At 64.8% G+C, this 22038-nt stretch carries 26 protein-coding genes and 1 pseudogene; 10 read left to right on the forward strand and 17 right to left on the reverse strand.

Annotation, left to right across the window (positions count from 1 at the left end):
- The first annotated feature begins 17 nt into the window (after positions 1-17).
- Entirely contained in the window at positions 18-1778 is a 1761-nt protein-coding gene (mutL, locus tag ACW11F_RS08925) for a DNA mismatch repair endonuclease MutL (RefSeq protein WP_456996589.1), read from the forward strand.
- A 10-nt stretch (positions 1779-1788) separates the two neighbouring features.
- Here the strand turns inward: mutL and rnfB are convergent, their stop codons facing one another.
- Together rnfB and metG are read right to left on the reverse strand one after the other, a co-directional pair.
- Entirely contained in the window at positions 1789-2271 is a 483-nt protein-coding gene (gene rnfB, locus ACW11F_RS08930; protein WP_456996499.1) for an Rnf electron transport complex subunit RnfB, read from the reverse strand.
- A 229-nt stretch (positions 2272-2500) separates the two neighbouring features.
- Positions 2501-4561 (reverse strand): methionine--tRNA ligase, encoded by a 2061-nt coding sequence (gene metG, locus ACW11F_RS08935; protein WP_456996500.1) that lies wholly within the window; start codon positions 4559-4561, stop codon positions 2501-2503.
- A 279-nt stretch (positions 4562-4840) separates the two neighbouring features.
- On the opposite strand from metG, the gene thrS reads away from it, so the two are divergent.
- The 9 genes and pseudogenes from thrS to ACW11F_RS08980 all read left to right on the forward strand — a co-directional run bounded on the left by thrS (position 4841) and on the right by ACW11F_RS08980 (position 12849).
- The gene (thrS, locus tag ACW11F_RS08940) at positions 4841-6751 is read left to right on the forward strand and encodes a threonine--tRNA ligase (protein WP_456996502.1); all 1911 of its coding nucleotides are present in this window, start codon (positions 4841-4843) and stop codon (positions 6749-6751) included.
- Between the two features lie 60 nt (positions 6752-6811).
- Positions 6812-7336: a translation initiation factor IF-3 gene (gene infC, locus ACW11F_RS08945; RefSeq protein WP_456996590.1), complete on the forward strand. Its 525-nt coding sequence runs from the start codon at positions 6812-6814 to the stop codon at positions 7334-7336.
- A gap of 256 nt (positions 7337-7592) precedes the next feature.
- Complete coding sequence (gene rpmI, locus ACW11F_RS08950; RefSeq protein ID WP_456996503.1) at positions 7593-7790, forward strand: 50S ribosomal protein L35; 198 nt, start codon at positions 7593-7595, stop codon at positions 7788-7790.
- A 21-nt stretch (positions 7791-7811) separates the two neighbouring features.
- Positions 7812-8162, forward strand: a pseudogene (gene rplT / locus ACW11F_RS08955) (50S ribosomal protein L20); the annotation flags it as partial.
- 39 nt (positions 8163-8201) lie between these two features.
- The gene (locus tag ACW11F_RS08960; protein WP_456996591.1) at positions 8202-8570 is read left to right on the forward strand and encodes a helix-hairpin-helix domain-containing protein; all 369 of its coding nucleotides are present in this window, start codon (positions 8202-8204) and stop codon (positions 8568-8570) included.
- 192 nt (positions 8571-8762) lie between these two features.
- Complete coding sequence (gene pheS / locus ACW11F_RS08965) at positions 8763-9773, forward strand: phenylalanine--tRNA ligase subunit alpha (RefSeq protein ID WP_456996504.1); 1011 nt, start codon at positions 8763-8765, stop codon at positions 9771-9773.
- 60 nt (positions 9774-9833) lie between these two features.
- On the forward strand, positions 9834-12209 hold the full coding sequence (gene pheT, locus ACW11F_RS08970) for a phenylalanine--tRNA ligase subunit beta (RefSeq protein WP_456996505.1): 2376 nt from the start codon (positions 9834-9836) through the stop codon (positions 12207-12209).
- Positions 12210-12212: 3 nt separating this feature from the next.
- Positions 12213-12509: an integration host factor subunit alpha gene (locus ACW11F_RS08975; protein ID WP_456996506.1), complete on the forward strand. Its 297-nt coding sequence runs from the start codon at positions 12213-12215 to the stop codon at positions 12507-12509.
- A complete protein-coding gene (locus tag ACW11F_RS08980; RefSeq protein WP_456996508.1) occupies positions 12493-12849 on the forward strand; it encodes a MerR family transcriptional regulator in 357 nt (118 codons plus the stop codon). Before ACW11F_RS08975 ends, ACW11F_RS08980 begins: the two co-directional genes overlap by 17 nt.
- Positions 12850-13011: 162 nt before the next feature.
- Here the strand turns inward: ACW11F_RS08980 and ACW11F_RS08985 are convergent, their stop codons facing one another.
- From ACW11F_RS08985 to ACW11F_RS09055, 15 genes are all read right to left on the reverse strand, one after another.
- The gene (locus tag ACW11F_RS08985) at positions 13012-13422 is read right to left on the reverse strand and encodes a hypothetical protein (RefSeq protein ID WP_456996510.1); all 411 of its coding nucleotides are present in this window, start codon (positions 13420-13422) and stop codon (positions 13012-13014) included.
- A gap of 186 nt (positions 13423-13608) precedes the next feature.
- A complete protein-coding gene (locus ACW11F_RS08990; RefSeq protein ID WP_456996512.1) occupies positions 13609-13929 on the reverse strand; it encodes a TMEM14 family protein in 321 nt (106 codons plus the stop codon).
- A 29-nt stretch (positions 13930-13958) separates the two neighbouring features.
- Positions 13959-14480 carry a hypothetical protein gene (locus tag ACW11F_RS08995; protein WP_456996514.1) on the reverse strand — a complete coding sequence of 174 codons (522 nt, stop codon included), beginning with the start codon at positions 14478-14480 and terminating at the stop codon, positions 13959-13961.
- Positions 14481-14742: 262 nt separating this feature from the next.
- The gene (locus tag ACW11F_RS09000; RefSeq protein WP_456996515.1) at positions 14743-15192 is read right to left on the reverse strand and encodes a 5' nucleotidase, NT5C type; all 450 of its coding nucleotides are present in this window, start codon (positions 15190-15192) and stop codon (positions 14743-14745) included.
- Between the two features lie 8 nt (positions 15193-15200).
- Positions 15201-15638 (reverse strand): hypothetical protein, encoded by a 438-nt coding sequence (locus tag ACW11F_RS09005; RefSeq protein ID WP_456996516.1) that lies wholly within the window; start codon positions 15636-15638, stop codon positions 15201-15203.
- 61 nt (positions 15639-15699) lie between these two features.
- A complete protein-coding gene (locus tag ACW11F_RS09010) occupies positions 15700-16062 on the reverse strand; it encodes a hypothetical protein (RefSeq protein WP_456996517.1) in 363 nt (120 codons plus the stop codon).
- Positions 16063-16185: 123 nt separating this feature from the next.
- Positions 16186-16497: a hypothetical protein gene (locus ACW11F_RS09015; RefSeq protein ID WP_456996518.1), complete on the reverse strand. Its 312-nt coding sequence runs from the start codon at positions 16495-16497 to the stop codon at positions 16186-16188.
- Positions 16498-16621: 124 nt separating this feature from the next.
- Positions 16622-17275 carry a nuclease-related domain-containing protein gene (locus tag ACW11F_RS09020; protein ID WP_456996519.1) on the reverse strand — a complete coding sequence of 218 codons (654 nt, stop codon included), beginning with the start codon at positions 17273-17275 and terminating at the stop codon, positions 16622-16624.
- A gap of 85 nt (positions 17276-17360) precedes the next feature.
- Complete coding sequence (locus ACW11F_RS09025; protein ID WP_456996520.1) at positions 17361-17783, reverse strand: hypothetical protein; 423 nt, start codon at positions 17781-17783, stop codon at positions 17361-17363.
- A gap of 238 nt (positions 17784-18021) precedes the next feature.
- Positions 18022-18354, reverse strand: a complete 333-nt coding sequence (locus ACW11F_RS09030; RefSeq protein ID WP_456996521.1) for a hypothetical protein — start codon at positions 18352-18354, stop codon at positions 18022-18024.
- A gap of 106 nt (positions 18355-18460) precedes the next feature.
- Entirely contained in the window at positions 18461-18721 is a 261-nt protein-coding gene (locus ACW11F_RS09035; RefSeq protein ID WP_456996522.1) for a hexameric tyrosine-coordinated heme protein, read from the reverse strand.
- 555 nt (positions 18722-19276) lie between these two features.
- A complete protein-coding gene (locus ACW11F_RS09040) occupies positions 19277-19810 on the reverse strand; it encodes a hypothetical protein (RefSeq protein ID WP_456996523.1) in 534 nt (177 codons plus the stop codon).
- A gap of 103 nt (positions 19811-19913) precedes the next feature.
- Positions 19914-20453 carry a hypothetical protein gene (locus ACW11F_RS09045; RefSeq protein ID WP_456996524.1) on the reverse strand — a complete coding sequence of 180 codons (540 nt, stop codon included), beginning with the start codon at positions 20451-20453 and terminating at the stop codon, positions 19914-19916.
- 138 nt (positions 20454-20591) lie between these two features.
- The gene (locus tag ACW11F_RS09050) at positions 20592-21155 is read right to left on the reverse strand and encodes a YcxB family protein (RefSeq protein WP_456996525.1); all 564 of its coding nucleotides are present in this window, start codon (positions 21153-21155) and stop codon (positions 20592-20594) included.
- Between the two features lie 296 nt (positions 21156-21451).
- A complete protein-coding gene (locus ACW11F_RS09055; protein WP_456996526.1) occupies positions 21452-22012 on the reverse strand; it encodes a hypothetical protein in 561 nt (186 codons plus the stop codon).
- Between the last annotated feature and the right edge of the window lie 26 nt (positions 22013-22038).

Raw genomic sequence — 22038 nt, forward strand, 5'->3', positions numbered from 1 at the left:
AGATCGCCGCCGGCGAAGTGGTCGAACGTCCGGCGTCGGTGGTCAAGGAGCTGGTGGAGAACGCACTGGATGCCGGCGCGCAGCGCATCGACATCGAGCTGGAGGAAGGCGGCGCGCGTCTGGTGCGGGTACGCGACGATGGCCGCGGCATCGCCGCCGACGAGTTGCCGCTGGCGGTGGAGCGGCACGCCACCAGCAAGATCGCCAGCCTCGAGGACCTCGAGGCGGTGGCCACCCTCGGCTTCCGCGGCGAAGCCTTGCCCTCGATTGCTTCGGTCAGCCGTTTCCGCATCACCTCGCGCCGCGCGGCCGATGAGCATGCTCATGCGGTCGAAGTCGAAGGCGGGCGCATCGGCGCGCCGGTGCCGGCGGCGCATGCGGCGGGCACCAGCGTCGAGGTGCGCGACCTGTTCCACAACGTGCCGGCGCGACGCAAGTTCCTGCGCACCGAGCGCACCGAGCTGGGCCATGTCGAGGAATGGCTGCGCCAGCTGGCGCTGGCGCGTCCCGATGTCGAGCTGCGCCTGAGCCACAACGGCAAGGTGCTGCGGCGCTATCGCGGCGGCGAAGCGGCAGAGGAGCCGGTGCAGCGGCTGGTGCAGGCGCTGGGCGAGGAATTCGCGCGCCATGCCATCGCCATCGAGCACGAAGCGGCGGGCCTGCGCCTGTCCGGCTGGATCGCGCAACCGGCGTACAACCGCCCGAGTGCCGACCAGCAATACCTCTACGTCAATGGCCGTGCGGTGCGTGATCGCAGCATCGCGCACGCGGTCAAACTGGCCTACCGCGACGTGCTCTACCACGGTCGCCAGCCGGCCTACGTGCTGTTTCTCGAACTCGATCCGCGGCGGGTCGATGTCAATGTGCATCCGGCCAAGCACGAAGTGCGGTTCCGCGATGCGCGGCTGGTGCATGACTTCGTCTATCGCAGCCTGCAGCAGGCGCTGGCCGATACCCGTGCCGGTGCACAGCCGGCACCGGATGCCGGCATCGACGCGCCGGATGCAGCGGGCATCCCGATCGGCGACACGCAACCGCTGCCCTCCACGCACTGGCAACGCCAGCAGTCCGGGCTGGGGCTTTCGGTGGCGAATGCCCCGGCGGCCTATGCCGCGCTGTACCAGGGCGGCGGCGCCAGCGTCCCCTCGCACGGGGCGGTGAGCGCGCCGCAGGAGGCCATGGAAGAGGGCGAGATCCCGCCGCTCGGCTTCGCATTGGGCCAGTTGCACGGCATCCACATCCTGGCGCAGAACGCGGACGGGCTGGTGGTGGTGGACATGCATGCCGCGCACGAGCGCATCAATTACGAGAAATTGAAGACCGCGTTCGACGGCGAGGGCCTGCGCCTGCAGCCGTTGCTGGTGCCGGTTTCGCTGGCGGTGTCCACGCGCGAGGCCGAGCTGGTGGAGCGCGAGGGCGAGGCGTTGCGGGAACTGGGCTTCGACCTGGCACGCAGTGGCGAGCAGAGCCTGCTGCTGCGCGCGGTGCCGGCGCTGCTGGCGCAGGGTGATCCGCAGGCGCTGGTGCGCGACGTGCTGGCCGACATGGTCGAGCACGGGCACAGCCTGCGCGTGGCCGAGGCACGCGACGCGCTGCTGTCCACCATGGCCTGTCATGGCAGCGTGCGCGCCAACCGCCGCCTGAGCGTGCCGGAAATGAATGCCCTGCTGCGCGAGATGGAAGCCACCGAACGCTCCGCGCAGTGCAACCATGGCCGTCCCACCTGGACCCGCTTCAGCCTGGCCGAAATCGACCGCTGGTTCCTGCGCGGGCGTTGAACGCCGTCGCTCAGTCGTCCTTGGGCAGCATGCGGATGCAGTCCACCGGGCACGGCGGCAGGCACAGCTCGCAGCCGGTGCACAGCGACGCGATCACCGTGTGCATCAATTTGGAAGCCCCGACGATGGCATCCACCGGGCACGCCTGGATGCACTTGGTGCAGCCGATGCATTCGTCCTCGACGATCAGCGCCACCGCCGGCGCCTTGTGCTCGCCGCGACTGCGGTCATAGGGCTTGGCCGGTACTCCGAGCAGACGCGCCAGCGCACGCGCACCGGCATCGCCACCCGGCGGGCAATGATCGATATCCGCCTCGCCACGCGCCAATGCCTCCGCATAGGGCCGGCAACCCGCGTAACCGCATTGCCCGCACTGGGTCTGCGGCAGCAGACGCTCGATGCGCTCGAGCAGAGGCGCAGGAACGAGTGAAGAGGAACGAGCAACGAGTGAAGAGCCGGACGCGGCCGGCGCTGGACTCTTGCTCTCTCTCACTTCTCGTTCCTCTTCACTCGTTTCCAGCTCTCATCAGAAGTGAGTGAAGAGAAGTGAGTAGTGAGAGGAAAGCGTAGCGCTGCCGGTGCTGTGCTCTCGCTTTCTCTCACTTCTCGTTCCTCTCCACTCGTTCCTCGCTTTCATGAGAAGTGAGCAGTGAGAGAAGAGCGTAGCGCTGCCTGCTCTTGCTCTCTCTCACTACTCGTTCCTCTCCACTCGTTCCTCGCTTTTACCTGACCGGCATGCCGGCTTCGGCGCCGTCGTCGGCATCCAGCAGCGCCAGGGCGCCGCCATCGAAACCGGCGGAGAGGATCATCCCTTCGCTCACGCCGAAACGCATCTTGCGCGGGGCGAGGTTGGCGATGAACACCACGTTGCGGCCGACCAGCTTTTCCGGTTCGGCATAGCTGGCGCGGATGCCGGAGAAGATCTGGCGCTGGCCGAGTTCGCCGGCATCAAGCACGAAACGCAGCAGCTTGTCGGAGCCTTCCACCAGGGTGCATTCGAGCACCTTGCCAATGCGCAGGTCGAGGCGGGCGAAATCGTCGATGCCGATGGTCGCGGTCTCCGCCTTGGTCGCGGCCTTCTCGGGTGCCGGCTGCTTGGTCGGCGTGGTCTGTGCAGTTTCGTTGGCGGATTTCAGGGTGTCCTTGCTGGCTTCGATCATGGCATTGATGCGTTTGGGTTCGATGCGGGTGAACAGGGGCTGGTAGCGCTGGATACGCTGCGCCAGCAGCGGCGCAGCGCAGTCGGTCCACGCCGAAAGCGGCGCGCCCATGAATTCGGCGACGCGGCGCGCGGTCTGCGGCAGCACCGGTGCCAGCGCCAGCGCCAGCACGCGGAACAGGTTGAGGCCCTGGGTGCAGACGGCCTGCAGTTCGGCTTCGGCACCGGCCTGTTTGGCGATCACCCACGGCTTGCGCTCGTCGATGTAGCGGTTGGCCTCGTCGGCCAGTGCCATCGCAAGACGCAGCACCTGGGCGACATCGTTGTCCGCATAGGCCGCGCGGATCGGCTGCAGCGCGGCGACGAAGCGCTGGTACATCGCCGGCTCGGGCAGCGCGGATGCCAGCTCGCCGTCGAAGCGTTTGTCGATGAAGCCGGCGCAGCGGCTGGCGAGGTTGACGAACTTGCCGACCACATCGCTGTTGACCCGCTGCACGAAGTCGCCGAGGTTGAGGTCCACGTCCTCCACGCCGCCGGAGGTCTTGGCCGCGAAGTAGTAGCGCAGTGCCTCGGGCGCAAGGCCATGCTCGAGCCAGCGGCGCGCGAGGATGAAGGTGCCGCGCGACTTCGACATCTTCGCGCCGTCCACGGTGAGGTAGCCGTTGACATGCAGCCGGGTCGGTGCGCGCATGCCGGCGCCATGCAGCACTGCCGGCCAGAACAGGCCATGGAAGTTGACGATGTCCTTGCCGATGAAATGGTGCATCTCGGCGCGGGAGTCGGCGCCGAGGAAGGCGTCGAAGTCGATCCCTTCGCGTTCGCACAGCACCTGGAAGCTCGACAGGTAGCCGATCGGCGCATCCAGCCAGACGTAGAAATACTTGCCCGGCGCGCCGGGAATCTCGAAGCCGAAGTAGGGCGCGTCACGCGAGATGTCCCAGGCGCGCAGCCCGCCTTCGCCCTCCAGCCACTCGCCGAGCTTGGCCTTGACCCCGCCGACGGCGACGTCGCCAGCCAGCCATTCGCGCAGGAACGCCTCAAAATGGCCGAGTTCGAAGAAATGGTGTTCGGAATCACGCAGCACCGGTGTCGCACCCGAGACCACCGAGCGCGGCTCCTTCAGTTCGGTCGGCGCGTAGGTGGCGCCGCAGGCTTCGCAATTGTCACCGTACTGGTCCGGCGTGCCGCAGTTCGGGCAGATGCCCTTGACGTAGCGATCGGGCAGGAACATGCCGCGCTCGGGGTCGTACAGCTGCGACACGGTGCGACGGCTGATATGTCCCTGTTCGGACAGGCGTGCGTAGATCGCCTCGGTCAGCGCGCGATTGCGCGGCGAATGGGTCGAATCGTAATGGTCGAAATCGACGTGGAACGCGGCGAAGTCGGCCTCGTGGCCCTTCTGGATTTCGGCAATGAAGGCTTCCGGCGTGGTGCCGGCCTTTTCCGCCGCCAGCATGATCGGCGTGCCGTGGGTGTCGTCGGCACAGACGTAGTGCACCTCATCGCCCGCCATGCGCCGCGCGCGCACCCAGATGTCGGCCTGGATGTAGCCGACCAGATGGCCCAGATGCAGCGGACCATTGGCATAGGGCAGGGCGTTGGTGACGAAAACCTGGGCGGACATGGCGGAATCAATGCGGGAAACCATCCATTATCCCATGCAGTGGCGGTGGCGAATCGCATCTGCTGCGGAATTGGCCGCGACGGCAGGTTCCGCGTTAGAATCACGGGCGTACCGTTTCATCGACCGTGAGAACAAGGTGGCCCGCGCAATGCCGGCCGAGCGTGCGACATGGACACTACCCGCGCCCCCCGCTGATTTCCGCCGACGCATTCAACTCCGGTTTGAAAGGCGCTTCGGCGCCTTTTTTCGTCCCGCCACTGCGGTTTTCCAGGATTCGACATGATCGCCATCACCCTTCCCGACGGCTCGCGCCGTGAATTCGAACACCCCGTCACGGTCATGCAGGTGGCCGAGTCGATCGGCGCCGGCCTTGCCAAGGCCACTGTCGCCGGCGAGGTCGATGGCCGCCTGGTCGATGCCTGCGATGTGATCGACCACGACGCCCGCCTGCGCATCATCACCCCGCGCGACCAGGAGGGGCTGGAGATCATCCGCCACTCCAGCGCGCATCTGGTCGGGCATGCGGTCAAGCAACTGTTTCCCGAGGCCAAGATGGTGATCGGCCCGGTGATCGAGGAAGGCTTCTATTACGACATTCACTCCGAGCGCCCGTTCACCCCGGAGGACCTGGCCGCGATCGAGGCGCGGATGAAGGAGCTGATCGCGCAGGATTACGACGTGATCAAGCGCATGACCCCGCGTGAGGAGGTGATCGCCGAGTTCCGCCGCCGCGGCGAGGATTACAAGCTGCGCCTGATCGAGGACATGGGCCCGGAAATCACCCAGATGGGCCTGTACCACCATCAGGAATACGTCGACATGTGCCGCGGCCCGCACGTGCCGAACACGCGGTTCCTGAAGGCCTTCAAGCTGACCCGCATTTCCGGCGCCTACTGGCGCGGCGATGCCAAGAACGAGCAGTTGCAGCGCATCTACGGCACCGCCTGGGCCGACGACAAGCAGCTCAAGGCCTACATCCGCCGCATCGAGGAAGCCGAGAAGCGCGACCACCGCCGCATCGGCAAGCAGCAGGAGCTGTTCCACCTGCAGGAAGAAGCACCCGGCCTGGTGTTCTGGCACCCCAAGGGCTGGACCCTGTGGCAGCAGGTCGAGCAGTACATGCGCCGGGTCTACCGCGACACCGGTTACGGCGAAGTGCATTGCCCGCAGATCCTCGATGTGTCGCTGTGGCAGCGTTCCGGCCACTGGGACAACTACAAGGAGAACATGTTCTTCACCGAGTCGGAGAAGCGCACCTACGCGGTCAAGCCGATGAACTGCCCGGGCCATGTGCAGATCTTCAACCAGGGCCTGCACAGCTACCGCGACCTGCCGATCCGCTACGGCGAATTCGGCTCCTGCCATCGCAACGAGCCCTCCGGCGCGCTGCACGGCATCCTGCGCGTGCGCGGCTTCACCCAGGATGACGGCCACATCTTCTGCACCGAAGACCAGATCGAGTCCGAAGTCGCCGCCTTCCACCAGCAGGCGCTCAAGGTCTATCGCGACTTCGACTTCACCGACATCCAGATCAAGATCGCGCTGCGCCCGGAGCCGCGGCTGGGCGATGACGCCACCTGGGACAAGGCCGAAGCCGCGCTGCGCTCGGCCCTGCGTTCGGCCGGCGTGGAATGGGAGGAACTGCCGGGCGAGGGCGCGTTCTACGGCCCCAAGATCGAATACCACCTGCGCGATGCGATCGGCCGCACCTGGCAGCTGGGCACCATGCAGGTCGATTTCATGATGCCCGGCCGGCTCGGTGCCGAATACGTTGACGAACACAGCCAGCGCCGGCATCCGGTCATGCTGCACCGCGCCATCGTCGGCTCGATGGAGCGCTTCATCGGTATCCTGATCGAGCACCATGCCGGCCAGTTCCCGACCTGGCTGGCGCCGGTGCAGGCGGTGGTGATGAACATCACCGATGCCCAGGCCGGGTACGCCGATGAGGTGCGCAAAACCCTTGTGGCCCAAGGCTTCCGCGTCAGCGCCGATTTGCGGAACGAAAAGATCGGCTATAAGATTCGCGAGCACACGCTGCAGCGGGTGCCGTACCTGCTGGTGGTCGGGGACCGCGAGAAGGAACACGGCCAGGTCGCGGTGCGCACGCGGGGAGGCGAAGACCTGGGCAGCATCGACATCAACGCCTTTGCCGAGCGCCTCGCGGGCGAGAATGCCCCTGCCGCATGAGCATGCCCGGCCCGCCATGAGAAACGCGGGCCGGAACCCTTGACCGTTGGAGATTGCAATATCAGCACGTACGATTCGAAACAGAACCGCCGCAACCAGGACATCCGCGTACCCCGCGTGCGCGTGATCGGCAGCGACGGCGAAATGATCGGTGTCCTCTCGCGCGACGAAGCCCTTGCGCGGGCCGAGGACGAAGGCCTCGACCTGGTCGAGATCCAGCCCAATGCCGATCCGCCGGTCTGCAAGATCATGGATTTCGGCAAGTTCAGGTTCGAGCAGCAGAAGCGCGCCAACGAAGCCAAGAAGAAGCAGAAGCAGTCCGAGATCAAGGAAGTGAAGTTCCGCCCGGTCACCGACGAGGGCGATTACCAGATCAAGCTGCGCAAGATGCGCGAATTCCTCGAGGACGGGGACAAGATCAAGGTCAACATCCGCTTCCGTGGCCGCGAAATGAGCCACCAGGAACTGGGCCGCGAGATGGCCGCGCGGATCGAGGCCGACCTCGGCGACGAGGTGACGATCGAATCGCGCCCGCGGCTGGAAGGCCGGCAGATGGTGATGATGATCGCGCCGAAGAAGAAGTGAGCGCGACGGCAGGGCAGGGCGCGGACCGCGCCGGCCCTGTCGAGCACGCCGACCGCGCACGACGGGCTTGCGTCGCGGTCGAAATCGCCGCATACTAGTCGGCTCCCGGTTCGCCGGGCGTTTTTGATTGGACCCGCCATCCCCCGTCAGGGGCGAGGGCCTTCTAACCGATCAGGGCAGGACGGAAAGCGCAGCGCATGGTGTCCATGCATGGCTGCCGCCTTGATCAGTCGAACAACCCCGAAAGGACATCACCATGCCCAAGATCAAGTCGCATCGTGCTGCCGGCAAGCGGTTCAAGAAGACCGCCAGCGGCAAGTTCAAGCGTGGCAGCGCCAACCGCAGCCACATCCTCACCAAGAAGGCGACCAAGCGCAAGCGCAACCTGCGCCAGCCCGCCTACGTGCGCGCCGAGGACGCTGGCCGCATCGCGCGCCAGCTGCCCTACGCCTGAGACTGAGAGGAGAACCCGGAAATGGCACGAGTCAAGCGTGGCGTGGTAGCACGCCGTCGTCACAAGAAGGTCCTGAAGTCCGCCAAGGGCTATTACAACGCGCGCCGCAAGGTGTTCCGCGTCGCCAATCAGGCGGTGATCAAGGCCGACCAGTACGCCTACATCGGCCGCAAGCTGAAGAAGCGTCAGTTCCGCAGCCTGTGGATCACCCGCATCAATGCCGCCGCGCGCATGTACGGCCTGTCCTACAGCCGCTTCATGAACGGCCTGGCCAAGGCCGGCATCGGCCTGGACCGCAAGGTGCTGGCCGACATCGCGGTGCATGATCTCGCCGGTTTCGGCCGCCTCGCCGAAGCCTCGGCCAAGGCACTGGGCGTGGCCATCACCATCCCGGCCACCCTGCCGCGCTTCGTGCAGGAGGCCAAGCCGGCCAAGGCGAAGAAGGCCAAGCCCGCAGCCAAGGCCGAGCAGGCCGCCCCGGCTGCAGCGGCGAAGAAGGCACCGGCGAAGAAGGCCGCCAAGGGCGACGACCTCAAGCTGATCGAGGGCATCGGCCCGAAGATCGCCGAGGTCTTCAATCAGGCCGGCATCCTCACCTTTGCCGACCTCGCCGGCAGCGACCCGGCCAAGCTGCGTGAAATCCTCGACCAGGCCGGCAGCCAGTTCGCCGCCCACGACCCGACCACCTGGCCGCAGCAGGCCGAGCTGGCCGCCGCGGGCAAGATGGACGAGCTCAAGGCGCTGCAGGACGAACTGCAGGGCGGTCGCGAAGTCGAGTAAGCCCGGCATGCGGGCGCCGCGCGCGCCCGTGCTTGCATGCATCCCGCAGGCGGGGAAGGGCGCAAGTCCTTCCCCGTTTTGCATTCAGCGCCGGCGAAGTGCGTCCCGTCCCCGAGTGGGCGACAATCCCCGGCTTGCGCACGGCGTGCGTCGTCGCGCCCATTCCCGCCTTCCTGCCCGTTGCCGATCACGATGAGCGATATCCAATCCCTGCAGACCCGAGCACTGGACGAGGTCGAGGCTGCCACCACACCCGAAGCGCTCGAAGCACTGCGCGTCGCGCTGCTGGGCAAATCCGGCAGCATCACCGCGCAGTTGAAGACCCTCGGCACCTTGCCACCCGAGGAGCGCAAGGCCGCGGGTGCGGCGATCAACCGCGCACGCGATGCCATCGCCACCGCGCTCGGCGCGCGCAAGGCGCAGCTGGACGCCGCCGCACTGGACGCGCGTCTGGCCAGCGAAGCGGTGGACGTGACCCTGCCCGGACGCGATGCCGCGCTGGGCACGCTGCACCCGGTCAGCCGCACCCTGGAGCGCATGACCGGCATCTTCGCGCGCATGGGCTACGAACTGGCCGCCGGCCCCGAGATCGAGGACGACTGGCACAACTTCGAGGCGCTCAACTTCCCGCCGCACCATCCGGCTCGGGCGATGCATGACACCTTCTACTTCGCCGACGGACGCCTGCTGCGCACGCATACCTCGGGCGTGCAGATCCGCTACATGCTCGAGCACGTGCGCGCCGGGCAGACGCCGCCGCTGCGCATGATCGCCGCCGGCAAGGTCTACCGCAGCGATTCGGACCAGACGCATACCCCGATGTTCCACCAGATCGAGGGGCTGCTGGTGGATGAAAGCGCCAGCTTCGCCGATCTCAAGGGCACCCTGGCCGAGTTCGTGCGCGCGTTCTTCGGCCGCGATTTCCGCATGCGTTTCCGTCCGAGCTACTTCCCCTTCACCGAGCCCTCGGCCGAGGTCGACATCGCCTGGCAGCAGGCCGATGGCAGCATGCGCTGGCTGGAAGTGCTCGGCTGCGGCATGGTGCACCCCAACGTGCTGGCGAACGTCGGCATCGATGCCGAGCGCTACACCGGCTTCGCCTTCGGCATGGGCGTGGAGCGCTTCGCCATGTTGCACGAAGGCGTGGACGACCTGCGCAGCTTCTTCGAGAACGACGTGCGTTTCCTGCGCCGCCACGCCTGAGCCCCTTCCCGATCATGCCGCGCCTCGTCGCGGCACCTGCCGCACTGGATCCCGATTGGCATGAAATTTTCCGAAAACTGGCTGCGCGAACACATCCACACCGACGCCGACCGCACGCGGCTGGCCGAAGCGCTGACCGCGATCGGGCTGGAAGTGGAACAGCTGGACGTGCTCGGCGAAGACCTCGACAAGGTGGTGGTGGCCGAGATCGTCGCCGCCGAAAAACATCCGCAGGCCGATCGCCTGCAGGTATGCGAGGTGGATGCCGGCGCGCACGGTCGCCTGCAAGTGGTCTGCGGAGCACCCAACGCCCGCGTCGGACTGAAGGCGCCGCTGGCGATGGTCGGCGCGCAACTGGGCGAGCTGCGCATCAAGGCCGCGACCCTGCGCGGCGTCGAATCCAACGGCATGCTGGCCTCGGGCAAGGAGCTTGGCCTGGATGCCGACGCCTCGGGCCTGATGGAGCTGCCGCAGGATGCGCCCGTGGGCACGCCGCTGGCCGACTACCTGGGCCTGCCCGATGCCAGCATCGAGCTCAAGCTCACCCCCAACCGCGCCGACTGCTTCGGCATCCGCGGCATCGCCTTCGACGTGGCTGCGGCGACCGGCAGCGAAGTGAGCGCATTCGACATTCCGGCGGTGCCGGCGACCACCGCGCAGACGCTGGCGGTCGAGCTGGCCGCCGGCGCCGATGCGCCGCGTTACCTCGGCCGCGTGATCGAGGGCGTGGACGCCACGGTGAAGACGCCGCTGTGGATGGCCGAGCGCCTGCGTCGCAGCGGCATCCGCCCGCTCAGTTTCCTGGTCGATGTCACCCAGTACGTGATGCTCGAACTGGGCCAGCCGATGCACGCCTTCGACCGCGATCGCCTCGAGGGGCCGATCCGCGTGCGTCGTGCGCGTCGCGGTGAGCACATGGTGTTGCTCGACGAGCGCGATGTGGCGCTCGACGAGGAGTTCCTGCTGGTCACTGACGACGAGCGGCCGATCGCACTGGCCGGGGTCATGGGCGGGCACGACAGCCGGGTCGATGAAGCCACGCGCAACGTGTTCCTCGAAGCCGCGCACTTCGCGCCGGGCGCCATCATCGGCCGCAGCCGCCGGCTCGGTCTGCATACCGATGCCGCGCACCGCTTCGAGCGTGGCGTCGATCCGCAACTGCCGCGCCAGGCGATCGAGCGCGCCACGCGCCTGATCCTCGACATCGCGGGTGGTGAGGCGGGTCCGGTGGTGGAAGCGGTCAACCACGCCGACCTGCCGTGTCCGGCGAGCATCCACCTGCGCCGTGCGCGCGTTGCGCGCGTGCTCGGTCTTGCCATCGCCGACGCCGAGATCGAGCGCATCCTCAACGCGCTCGGGTTGCAGGTGGAGGCCGGCGATGAGGGCTGGAACGTCACCCCGCCGCCGCGCCGCTTCGACCTCGCCATCGAGGAAGACCTGATCGAGGAAATCGCCCGCATCCACGGCTATGACCAAATCCCGATCAAGCTGCCCGGTGGCCCGGCGCGGGTCATCGCACCGGCGGCCGACGCCGTGGCCGAGGCCGATCTGCGCCGGCACCTGGCCGTGCGTGACTGGCAGGAAGCGCTAAATTACGCCTTCGTCGATGCCGCGCTGCTGGGCAAATGGCAATTGGACGATGCCGTGCCGCTGCTCAACCCGCTGTCCGCGGAACTGGGCGTGATGCGGCCGATGCTGCTGCCGGGGCTGGCCAGCGCGTTGGCACGCAACCTGGCGCGACAGCAGACGCGGGTGCGCCTGTTCGAGCTGGGCCGCGTGTTCGCCGTGCCCGCCGAAACCGGCGCGGCACCCCAAGAGATCGAACGCATCGCCGCGCTGGCCTGCGGCAGCGCGCGCGCCGAGCATTGGGCCAGTGATGCGCGCGAAGTGGATTTCCACGACCTCAAGGGGGAAGTCGAGGCACTGGCGGCTTGGGCCCGCATCAAGCTGGAGTTCCAGCGCAGCACCGAGCCGTTCGGCCATCCCGGCCGCAGCGCCGACATCCACCATGAGGGGCAGCGTGTCGGCTGGCTCGGGCAACTGCACCCGCGCCTGTGCCAGGCGCTGGAGATCGACGTGCCGGCATTCGGCTTCGAACTCGACCTCGCGCCGCTTGCCCGGCGCCAGCCGGTCACGACGCGCGCGTTGTCGCGCTTTCCCTCGGTGCGCCGGGACCTGGCGGTCATCGCCCCCGAGGCGCTGCAGTGGCAGGCGATCCGCGACACCGTGCTGCAGGCGGCCGGGCCGCTGCTGCGCGATCTGGTGCTGTTCGATCGTTACGCAGGCAAGGGGGTCGAAGCGGGATTCAAAAGCCTCGCCATGGGCTTGATTTTGCAGGAGGAATCGCGCACGCTGACCGAACAGGAAGTGGATGCGCTGGTGGCCAGGGTGATAACGGCCCTGGCCCAGGAGCAGGCAATCCGGATCAGGGGATGAAGCATGTCGTTGACCAAGGCGGTGATGGCCGAGCAGTTGTTCGAGGAACTCGGACTCAACAAGCGCGAAGCGAAGGAGTTCGTTGATGCCTTCTTCGAAACGCTGAGCGCCGAGCTGGCCCAGGGCCAGCCGGTGAAGCTGTCGGGGTTCGGCAACTTCGAGCTGCGCCGCAAGAACCAGCGCCCGGGCCGCAATCCCAAGACCGGCGAGGAAATCCCGATCAGCGCACGCACCGTGGTGACGTTCCGCCCGGGGCAGAAGCTGAAGGAGCGGGTGGAAGCCTATGCTGGACCCAGGTAGCAACAAGGAGCTGCCGCCGATCCCGGCCAAACGCTACTTCACCATCGGTGAGGTCAGCGAGCTGTGTGATGTCAAACCGCACGTGCTGCGCTACTGGGAAACCGAGTTTCCCGGGCTCAATCCGGTCAAGCGCCGCGGCAACCGCCGCTATTACCAGCGCCATGACGTGCTGATGGTGCGCCAGATCCGCAGCCTGCTGTACGAGCAGGGCTACACCATCGGTGGCGCACGCCTGCGGCTGGAGGGCGAAGGCGCCAGGCAGGAATCGGCACTCTCCTCGCAGATCATCCGCCAGGTGCGGCAGGAACTCGAAGACATCCTCGACCTGCTCAAGCGCTGAGGACGCAGCTCGCGTCGCGCCGCCGCGCCTGCGGCTCGTGGCTCACGATCGCTTCGGCAAGACCAATTCACCCACTGCGCCAGGCGTGCATGGTGCACGCCCGGCCACAGGGTGGCGCTCCATCCCGACGCGCGCCGGGATGGAGCCCGCAACGTGTTTGCCTCAGCGGCAGCTGTCCAAAATCTCGACCACGTTGTCATTGAACCTCAGGTTGGTGAGGGTCCATTCGTTGCCGGGCTTGTAGTAATAGAACTGCCAGGCGATCGGCAGGTCATCGAACTTCTGCAGGTAGACCAGGCGCTTGTACGAGGGTGAAAGGTCTTTCTCGCACGCCTTTTCGTAGCCGCGTGGCGTGCCATAGGCCTTGAACAGGTTTTCGACCTGCCCCTTGACGCTCTGGATGGAAGCGGGATTGCGCCGCTGGATGACGGTTCCCTCGAACACCGACTCGATGGACTCGGCGGCATTGCCGTCCTGGATCGCCTTCAGCAGTGCCTCGGCGTCAGTGGCCGGGTTCTGGCAGAAGGCGGAGGTCGATACGAGCGCGAGCACGGCTGCGATGACGTATTTCATTGCTTGATCCCCTCTGGTTCGACAGTTGAAGTGGGCCACGTCGTGGCCCGGTCCGGAATCCCGCACGCTGCGAACCATGTCACTGGACAGGTCGAGACAGGCGCTCGATCGCACAGGGAATGCGTGTTGTGCTGTGCGACAAGGCGTGAAAGGTGCGGGTGAAAACCATACACCATGCGCCACGCATCACGCAGTCGGTGTCGGGTCCTGTGGAACGAGTTTCCGGCTCGCGGCGTGCGAACGTGACGCAAATAAAGCCAATACCGCCCAGCCGATCGCGGCCAGCAGCTTGCCGTGGGGGTTTCCGGAAAACAGCCATGCAGAGGTGAAGACCAGTAGGCCGATGACGACCGCGTGCAGGACCTGGCGCTTTGCCGCAGGTCGTGCCACGGCAAGCCGCGTCCTGCACTGCGGGCATGTGACCTCGCCGTCGGGATGCGTCGGCGTGGCACGCAGCGTGTGGTCCGGGATCCTGGCGCTGCACGCGCCGCAAACGTAATCGGACATGATTCAAGTCCGGTGCGCGACGGCATGCGTCAGCCCTGCAAGGGCAGATGCTGCTTGATGAACTGCTGCACGGCCTCGCGGTCCGCCGCAAGCTGGTCGAACTCGATCAGGAAGGGGCTGCCGAACTCCGCCGACAGCCGGCGTGCCGACTCTCGCGGACGGCCTTCCGCTTGCCGCGATATGAAATCATCCGGATCCTTCAAACGCATGACCAGAATGTTGTTGCCATGATGAGTGCAGGCGGAAAACGCATCCCATGGCGCGTTGAAATGGCCCGCGAATCCCGTGGTGGTCACCCCCTCTGCGGTGAGCGATACACGCGGCTTCGGATTGAGGACCTGTTTCACCGCCAACCCCGTGAAGAACGCGAACAGAAGGGCCCCGCCGAGCATGATGGGGTAGTAGATGAGCGGGCTGCGGATGACGCGGAATACCGAATCCGGATCCGGGCCGCGCATCAGCATCCACAGGAAGCCCAACGTGAACGCAGCCGCGCCGGCCGTGCCCAGCATCAGTTTCATCTTGTTCGGATACAAATGCAGTTCTTTCATTCCAGCCTCCCTCATGGCTCCGCTTCGCGTGTCGCACGGCAGGATCGCGCATGGATTCGCCAGCTGAGCGCAGGCCGTACCCGGCGCGAGCCGCGGTGAATCTCTCGTGCAGTTCCCCGGGTCGTCTTTCGACATGGTGCCCTCCGTCCTTCGATGAAGCGGAGAATGAAGAAGCACCCGACCGCCGCAGCATTGCCCACCCGCGATGACGAAGTCAATCCAGCGCGTGATGAAACACGAGCGCGGCGGAGCCGGTCCGATGTCAATCCACGTGCTGCTTCAGGTAGGCCACCACGCTCGGCCAGTCCGGGAACCGCGCGCTGCCGAAGTGGACATGCTCGCCCGCGAATCGATCGACGCCGTTCCTGGTGCGGTCGTCAATCAGGAAATCCCCGATGTTCAGATTCTTGTGATGGGAGAGGATCAGGCGTTTGTAGGCAGGTGCGCCCAGATGCTGCTTGACCCACAGCAACTTGTCGGACCACGCGCTTGGATTCTCCCAGGGTGCGGTTGACAGCAGGTAGGTATCGAACAGCCTGCTCAACTCGTTGAAGGCGTCGATCGCACCGGGCAGGGGCGCCATCCTGGAAAATATTCCGGGAACCTCGTCCAGACGGTCGGCATATGTCCGGTGGTCGTCTTCGGACAGATGCGCGAATGCACTCGGAAAATCGACGAGCACATTGTCCATGTCGATGTAGAGGATGCGCATGGGGCGGTTCACAGCTGCCGCACCAGCACGTCATCCCCTTGCGGAGTCACGCGGAATGCCTTGATTCCGTCGTTCCCGTCCTCGGCAAACACCAGGATCGCCGGGAATATGTCATCTCCCGGACCGGAGGCACTGACCGCGAGGAAGTCCGAAGTCGGTTTTGAAAGATGTGGTGGGCCGATCTCCAGGCGTGTCGGACTGCCGCCGCGCCCGCGCGGCATCCGGTATACCCGGTAGGACAGTTTGTCCGTGGCCGGATAGCGGCTTTCCTTCGCGAACGTCACTTTCCAGAACTGGCCGGAGCGAAAGACCTCCCTTTCCGAAGACGAAGTGGCGCACCCGCTTGCAAGCATGGCGATCCCGAGCATCAGCTTCTTCATCATCCCGACTGTCTCTTGATTTTCGCGAAAAACGTTTCGTGTCCCGGCACCGGGCAGGTCCGGCATGCCGAAGTCCCGCGATTGCGTGCACCTGATGTCCGACTGGCGGGGAAGGCGGGTGGCAGTGTCAGCACGTCCAGTAAATCCTGTTGACAAGGTCCACCACGTTCGGCCCGTCACTGCAGCCGCCGACCTCGGGCGCATGTCGGTCCTGCTTCGACTGCCCGATGATCCAGGTGCTCGAAGCCGCATGCCACATCAGCCACCCCTGCTCGATGACACCCGCCGGGAACGGGTCATGCGCTTTCGGATTGACAACGGTGATGCGGTCACCGCGGATCGTCACGTGCAGCGGAATGCTGTTGAACCGCGGATCTTCCGCGAAGCGATGCTGGAACACGTACTGGCCGGAGGCGAGCGGCAACGCCGGGCCGGGCAGCGAGGAACACCCGACGAGAAAGCATGCGAGCAGGGCAACCACCTTGTTCATGCGACTCCTGAGTCCGGGCTTGGCCGGCGTGCCTCATCGCCGTCCCGGCATGCTCAGCCTAGCATGCCCGGGCGGTACCGGACGCGCGGTCGCAGGCAGCGCTTCGTGCGCCACCCGCGCCGCTCAGCGCTTTTCGTAGAAAGGTTTCAACACCCGATAGAGCGGGTAGGCCAGCACCAGAAAAATCAGCGCGGCTTCATGCCGGGAGGCCAGTTCCGCCCATGCTTGCATGTGTCGTGAAGGGCCGAACAAACCGCCCACCACCAATACCGGGCCCATCACCAGCAGGACAGCCACCGTTACCTGTCCCCACCAGGGCCAGTCCGGCAGGGTGCCTCCCCATGCGTACAGGAAGAACGCGCCGGTGGCAGAAAAGATCAGCCCGAGCGTGACCAGGTAGCTCCTGGCATAGACGGCACTTTTGCTCTTGAACATGCGTGATTTCATCGTTCGAACCCGGCAGCGTGCTGATGTCGTGCAGGTATGCGGAGCACATCGGGATGCACGCCTTTGTTGGTCGGCTGGTATGCAATGAAACATTGTCGGCGACGATGAGGCGTCATGGGGGAAGTCCACGCCCATGGCGCTTGCGCAAATTGCGGCGATGTGCCCGGTTCGTGGCGCGGCCCGGGGCCAGGCGGGCGGACTCGATGGCTCGACAAATTCGCTCGACGTCCTGCTCGGTCAAGCGGGGTTGCGTGAACGACAGGATATGGGAATCGAAGTCGTGCAGGGTCCGCACATTGTCCGGCAGCGGCGTCTTGAACTTGGATTCGCCGGTGAACACCACGACCGAGTGGATGAGCGAATGGGCCATGCCGAGCATGTCCGCGAGTGTCATGGTGTGCTTGTGGTTCTGGCGCAGCGGGTTCTGGAACGTCTTTTTCCTGCCGTAGATCGATTGCGTCCAGGAGCGGTCGCGCTGCGAGCCGAAGATCCAGCCCTTGTAGTTCTTCGTCTCGATGACGAAGATCCCGTAACGCGATACATATACATGGTCGATCTGCGTGGTTGCGGAGCCGTCGGGAATGGTCACGTTATGGAATGCACGATAGGCGTGCGCGGGGAGCCTGCGCGCAGCTCGGCGTTCTAGCCTCTTCTCGCCGAACCAGCCTTTCACTGCAGGTGATTTGAGGATGGCTGTCAACACGAACAGCGGAGCAAGCCACCACAGCTGTTTGAACAGCGTCAGCAGGAATGCAGTCGTATCCATATGTGTTTATGACGGATGCCTGCTCGCCAGGCAAGGAACACTGGTGCCCTGCTTCAACGTGTTGCCGGAGCTGGCAGGGCTCTACTCACAGCCCGCAAAGCGCCGCCCACAGCCTGACCGGTGAGGGTGTCGGGTTGAGCAAGGCTTCGGAGTTGAAGTCGCTGCCAATCGCCTCGTCGGCCGTGGTCGCATTCGAGTCGGCGAACCCGACAATCACGCGCGTGTCCTCGCCGCGCGGATACTGGACGAACCAGTATTCGAACCCGCGCTCCATGGCCAGCTCGGTGTAGACGCACATCAACCAGCGCGAACCCGGAGCCGTGCGCTCGTGGAAGTTCGGGATCGAGAGATAGGACTTCGTCGGCAGGCGTTCGACTTCAGTCGCGGTCAAATCGAAGTCGGCACCTTGCTCCTTCGAATTGGCGACGAACAGATCCCCCGCTCGGGCCGCAGCCGTGGCCTGCGCGAGCAGGATGATCGAGATGAGAATCAGGCTGAAGGGTTTCATCGGGAGATCGTCATGTGCGGATGGTGGTGTGATGCGCAGCCGGGCCGGATGGCTGCACGCGGGTCAGGCGCGAATACACCTGCCGCCGGCATCGCCCGGGCTGCCACGGCTGATCCGGCGAACGCCGCGGCGGTGCGCTGAAGGCTCAAGGCGATGCTTGCATTCGTCGGGTGTGAAAGCAAGGCGTTCCGTTTCGGGCGACAACGAGCAGTGACGTGGCGGCTCTTCGCTGTGGCGATCAACCGGCCAGCCACTCGAGCGCTTCATTGATGAGACGGAGAACTTCGGGATCATCCCGGTACTTCCTTCTCATGCGCTCGGCGTCTTTCTCCAGTGAGTGACAGCGCAACTTCCCGAGCTGGCGGTTCACTTCGCGATCGCGCGCATCCCCCATTCCCATGAACTCGTCTGCGTAATGCCGGCAGGCGATCGAGCGTTCCGCCACCCTGCGCGCATCCCGTGGAAGTTCGGGATAGCCCGATGTCGGGCTATCCTGCCCCGCGGGCGTGTGCGCCAACGCGAGGCCGGCAACAAGCAGCATGTGCAGAAAACCCATCATCATCTCACGCATCTATCGATGTCACGCTTGGCGATGGCGTGGTGGTGCAGGGCGCCATCCTGCTCCGGGCCATGCGCCCGTGGGGTTTTGGCCACGCGACGAACGGCGAAGGCACGGACTACTTGCGCCAATAGTCGTTCGCGGCGGCGATCGTCTGGAAGTTGATGGCGACCACCTGCGAGGCGAGGGTGAGGCCTTCGGCTGAATTGGCATATTCGGGGCGCAGCTCTTTCAGCACGCCCGTATCCGGTTGCGTGTACTTGACGCCACGACGACTCAGGGTGATGGCCAGCTCGAACCCCTCTTGAGGTGTCGCGGTAATCAGCGTTGCAAGCCATTGATCGTTCATGACAGCCACCTTCATCAGTTTGGTGAACATGCCGCGGGTTCGCATGCGGAGCCTCACGCCGGAGCGGTTCCATCGCGCGTGGAGCGGCGCATGCACGAACCAGCTTATCACGCACTCCGGGCTGCAAAACGCGGTTGCCCCCGCGAGCACTCAGGCATCAATCCCGGACTCGAGTGCGGCAGCACATTGCGTCGAGCGCCCTGCGGCCGGGCAATGGATTGCACCGCTTGACGCGGCCTCATGGCGATGTGCCGGATGATCGCCAATGTGTTCTCGACGAAATCACATTGGGGGTCAGCTGTGGCGGAGTTGATCCGCGGTCAAGCCACGATGCGGGCCTCGTGCGGGCGCCCGGCATCGTGGCCGCGTTCACTCAATACCCGGTGCACTCCATGTGCACGTCGCGCTCATGGCAGCGGACCCCGGGCATGACGTGAGGCGTGAATGGCGCGGTGCTGCCGAAGGTCCGATAACTGCTTGTGGAACCTTCCCTGTCACGGCCAGTGGCAGCCCATGCGTATCAGCGTGACGCAAGCATGCACCTGGCGACCCAATGCCGCGGAGGCGTGAGCAAACTGCCGGCACTCACCGACGGAATTCGGCCACCACCGGCGGTGACACCAGTTTGCGCATGATCCAGCCGAACAGGACACTGAGGCCGATGGCGATGATGACGCTGAACGCGGCGATGGCCACGAAGAACGGTGTCATGTCGGGTCCGCCGCTCAGGGTCGCCACGGAAAACTCCTCGCGCATGGACGAAAACTGAGAGAACTGCAGGGCAAGGCCCGCGATTTGCCAGAGGATGGCGAATCCCAAGGCAGCGATGAAGCACAGTCGCGCCCAGTTCCGGCGCCGCAGCAGGCCGATGGAACTGACCAGCATGAAGAGCGACAGCAGCAGGAACGCGAAGAAGATCAGGGGGGCGTGCTCCGCCATGAAGACGGCAGAGGGCGGCGCTCCGGGCGGTGGCGCGGAGTTGCTGAACATCGGGTCACGAAAAATCGTCAGGACCATGATGTTCTGCAGCAGCGAAATCATGGTTGCGAATCCCGACAGGATGATGAATATCCACGCCACCACGGTGACGAATGTGGATCGTTGTTGCGTTGCGCTCACAATGCGGCTCCTGCAATCGGGCTTGAAACCTGGTGCATGAATCAAGCCGGGCCGTGATGCATGCCCGGTTCGGGTGCGTCCTCGCGCAGGCCTGGCGGTTGACTCAGACTGACTTCGGGTAGCGCCATGACGGATGGTCGAAGTAGCGCGGATACTCCATCAGCACATGTGTCATCGCATCGAAGTCGGAAGTATTGCCCGGGTTTTTCTTCACCGCCTGGCTGGCCGCGACGATCTGCGCCAGCAAGGCATGCAGCGCAACATCCGCCTCGGGTTCCAGCTTGCAATTGGCAAGCATGAAATGGAACTGCGTCTCGATCTCCCGGGCGAGGGCAGCGGCTTGATCGGCATCAAACGCGCCATTGGTCCGGGCGTCCTGGGCACGGGTGACGGCCTCGGCAATCGCGTCCATGCCTTGCCGGAGAGGGGCATCCGTGGCCCAGGGCTGCTGCGGAACGGGCGGGAGCTCGGTTGCATGGGCATGCACGTCGGCCGAATTGGTCTCGGCAGTGTGCGGCTCGGATGCGCTCGAAGAAGAAGCGGCCGCGCTCTGCACGGGCTGAGGAGCCACCGTCTCCTGGCGATCGCAGGCGACCAGGGAAAAGGCGACGAGGGCGACGAAAATCAATGAGCGGGTAACCATGGATCCTCCAGAGCGCGAGCTGGTCGCATTTGACCGCGTGCATCGGTGTCGCACCACCCTGTGCAATGGTGGCGAGTGCTTGCCAGCGTAGCGCAAGCCCGTGGCTGGTGCCGCGTGGCAGTGCTGATTTGCACGGATTCAGCTGTTTTCCCGGAATGCCAATGCACGGAACTCATCTGCTTGTTCCGGACTTGAAAAGCACGATTTCGGGAAAACCTCGAACATGGCATCCGAGTGGTACAAGAGAAAAAAACGATCGTTTTCCAGTGCCTTGACATAGTCCGACCAGGCGCGTCTGTGTTGTCCGGCCTCCGAGAAGCTGTCAATGCCAAGGCGGTCCCATGAGTACGTGTAAACAGTTCGAAGCGAGGCTTGCTGGCGATGGATTTTCCTTGCCCAGCGCGGCAGGATCAGTCGGGATTGGACCAGCTCGCCAATGAGTGCGCCGATGCTGGCGGCAATCAGGAGGAGCCCCGGCCATCTGTGGCCGATGGAAATGGCAAGCATCCCGGCGGCTGCCACGACTGGCAGCACAAGCAGCAGTCGATTGACCAGCCTCCTGCGGTGAAGCCGCAACGCGCCGAGATAATCCTCGAGCGATATCGACACTCTGATCATTTGGCGTCTCGCGAACACGTCATGCCGCGTGGTGGAAACGGCTGGTGGCATGCCAGGCCAAGCGTAACATGCAAAAACGGCCATGATGAAGCCTCAGCCAGGCATCAAGAGTTTGAAACTCGGAAAGAGCTCCATGACCTGGCGACTGCAACTGCTGATAATGTTCGGAAAATCCGATGCCAATCGATCCTGCGATACTCCGCCGATCCCGGTGGGTTTGGGTGCTTCAGTTTGAATAGGGCTCATCCGCGCATGCGTGGTTGCCGCGTGCCGCCCTGAGCCAGGGTGGCATGCGCCGTGGCGACGAGTGCGCACCGACATGACGCAAGCACGCAGTTGACGCCTCGAAGCAGTGTCGGCTGAACGAACTGCCAGGTTTTTCAGCCAAGACGATCAGCAGGCTGGAATGAGCCGAACAGACTCTCGTAGATGGTGCCATCCGGAGCGGCAACGACCGGGTCAAGCTCGCCGCTCCTGACATTTTCATGCAGGATGCTGGCGTAACTTTCCCGACGCGGCCCCAAGCCCGCCAACGCCCTGAAGCGAGCGACCATGCTATCCGGCCAGTCCTCGCTATTGCGCGGGTGCATCGCGCGAAGAGCTTCTGCCTGCTCCATGCAACGCAAGTCGCCATTATTCGAACGGTGAAGAATGTCGCCCCAATAGGGTGCGCCCGAAACAAGGTCAAGAAACTCTTCGAGATCCTTGGCAATCGTTCCAGCAGATCCTTCTGAGGAGATGAACAGTACTCGTCCGTCAGTGAGCAGGATGAAACGGCCGCCGGAGCCGTCTGCTCCAAAAGAGTCAAAAGAGGGGGCACCCTTGATCGTGTACCAGTCTTCGCTCAGGTTATCGCCAATCTCCACTTCAAAGTTCCAAAGGAGCTTGCAGAGTTCAGGGTTGCTGCGAATGGTGTCGATGGAGATGGCAGAATCATGCATTGAAATATCCGGCACATGAGTTGAGT

This window comes from Luteimonas sp. e5, assembly GCF_054031035.1.

What these genes read in the sequence shown, in the direction of transcription:
- metG (WP_456996500.1), bottom strand. Translation starts at nt 4,561, where the DNA reads ATGTCCGCCCAGGTTTTCGTCACCAACGCCCTGCCCTATGCCAATGGT.
- thrS (WP_456996502.1), top strand. Translation starts at nt 4,841, where the DNA reads ATGATCGCCATCACCCTTCCCGACGGCTCGCGCCGTGAATTCGAACAC.
- rpmI (WP_456996503.1), top strand. Translation starts at nt 7,593, where the DNA reads ATGCCCAAGATCAAGTCGCATCGTGCTGCCGGCAAGCGGTTCAAGAAG.
- pheS (WP_456996504.1), top strand. Translation starts at nt 8,763, where the DNA reads ATGAGCGATATCCAATCCCTGCAGACCCGAGCACTGGACGAGGTCGAG.
- pheT (WP_456996505.1), top strand. Translation starts at nt 9,834, where the DNA reads ATGAAATTTTCCGAAAACTGGCTGCGCGAACACATCCACACCGACGCC.
- ACW11F_RS08975 (WP_456996506.1), top strand. Translation starts at nt 12,213, where the DNA reads ATGTCGTTGACCAAGGCGGTGATGGCCGAGCAGTTGTTCGAGGAACTC.
- ACW11F_RS08980 (WP_456996508.1), top strand. Translation starts at nt 12,493, where the DNA reads ATGCTGGACCCAGGTAGCAACAAGGAGCTGCCGCCGATCCCGGCCAAA.
- ACW11F_RS08985 (WP_456996510.1), bottom strand. Translation starts at nt 13,422, where the DNA reads ATGAAATACGTCATCGCAGCCGTGCTCGCGCTCGTATCGACCTCCGCC.
- ACW11F_RS08990 (WP_456996512.1), bottom strand. Translation starts at nt 13,929, where the DNA reads ATGTCCGATTACGTTTGCGGCGCGTGCAGCGCCAGGATCCCGGACCAC.
- ACW11F_RS08995 (WP_456996514.1), bottom strand. Translation starts at nt 14,480, where the DNA reads ATGAAAGAACTGCATTTGTATCCGAACAAGATGAAACTGATGCTGGGC.
- ACW11F_RS09000 (WP_456996515.1), bottom strand. Translation starts at nt 15,192, where the DNA reads ATGCGCATCCTCTACATCGACATGGACAATGTGCTCGTCGATTTTCCG.
- ACW11F_RS09005 (WP_456996516.1), bottom strand. Translation starts at nt 15,638, where the DNA reads ATGCCGGACCTGCCCGGTGCCGGGACACGAAACGTTTTTCGCGAAAAT.
- ACW11F_RS09010 (WP_456996517.1), bottom strand. Translation starts at nt 16,062, where the DNA reads ATGAACAAGGTGGTTGCCCTGCTCGCATGCTTTCTCGTCGGGTGTTCC.
- ACW11F_RS09015 (WP_456996518.1), bottom strand. Translation starts at nt 16,497, where the DNA reads ATGTTCAAGAGCAAAAGTGCCGTCTATGCCAGGAGCTACCTGGTCACG.
- ACW11F_RS09020 (WP_456996519.1), bottom strand. Translation starts at nt 17,275, where the DNA reads ATGGATACGACTGCATTCCTGCTGACGCTGTTCAAACAGCTGTGGTGG.
- ACW11F_RS09025 (WP_456996520.1), bottom strand. Translation starts at nt 17,783, where the DNA reads ATGAAACCCTTCAGCCTGATTCTCATCTCGATCATCCTGCTCGCGCAG.
- ACW11F_RS09030 (WP_456996521.1), bottom strand. Translation starts at nt 18,354, where the DNA reads ATGCGTGAGATGATGATGGGTTTTCTGCACATGCTGCTTGTTGCCGGC.
- ACW11F_RS09035 (WP_456996522.1), bottom strand. Translation starts at nt 18,721, where the DNA reads ATGTTCACCAAACTGATGAAGGTGGCTGTCATGAACGATCAATGGCTT.
- ACW11F_RS09045 (WP_456996524.1), bottom strand. Translation starts at nt 20,453, where the DNA reads ATGGTTACCCGCTCATTGATTTTCGTCGCCCTCGTCGCCTTTTCCCTG.
- ACW11F_RS09050 (WP_456996525.1), bottom strand. Translation starts at nt 21,155, where the DNA reads ATGGCCGTTTTTGCATGTTACGCTTGGCCTGGCATGCCACCAGCCGTT.
- ACW11F_RS09055 (WP_456996526.1), bottom strand. Translation starts at nt 22,012, where the DNA reads ATGCATGATTCTGCCATCTCCATCGACACCATTCGCAGCAACCCTGAA.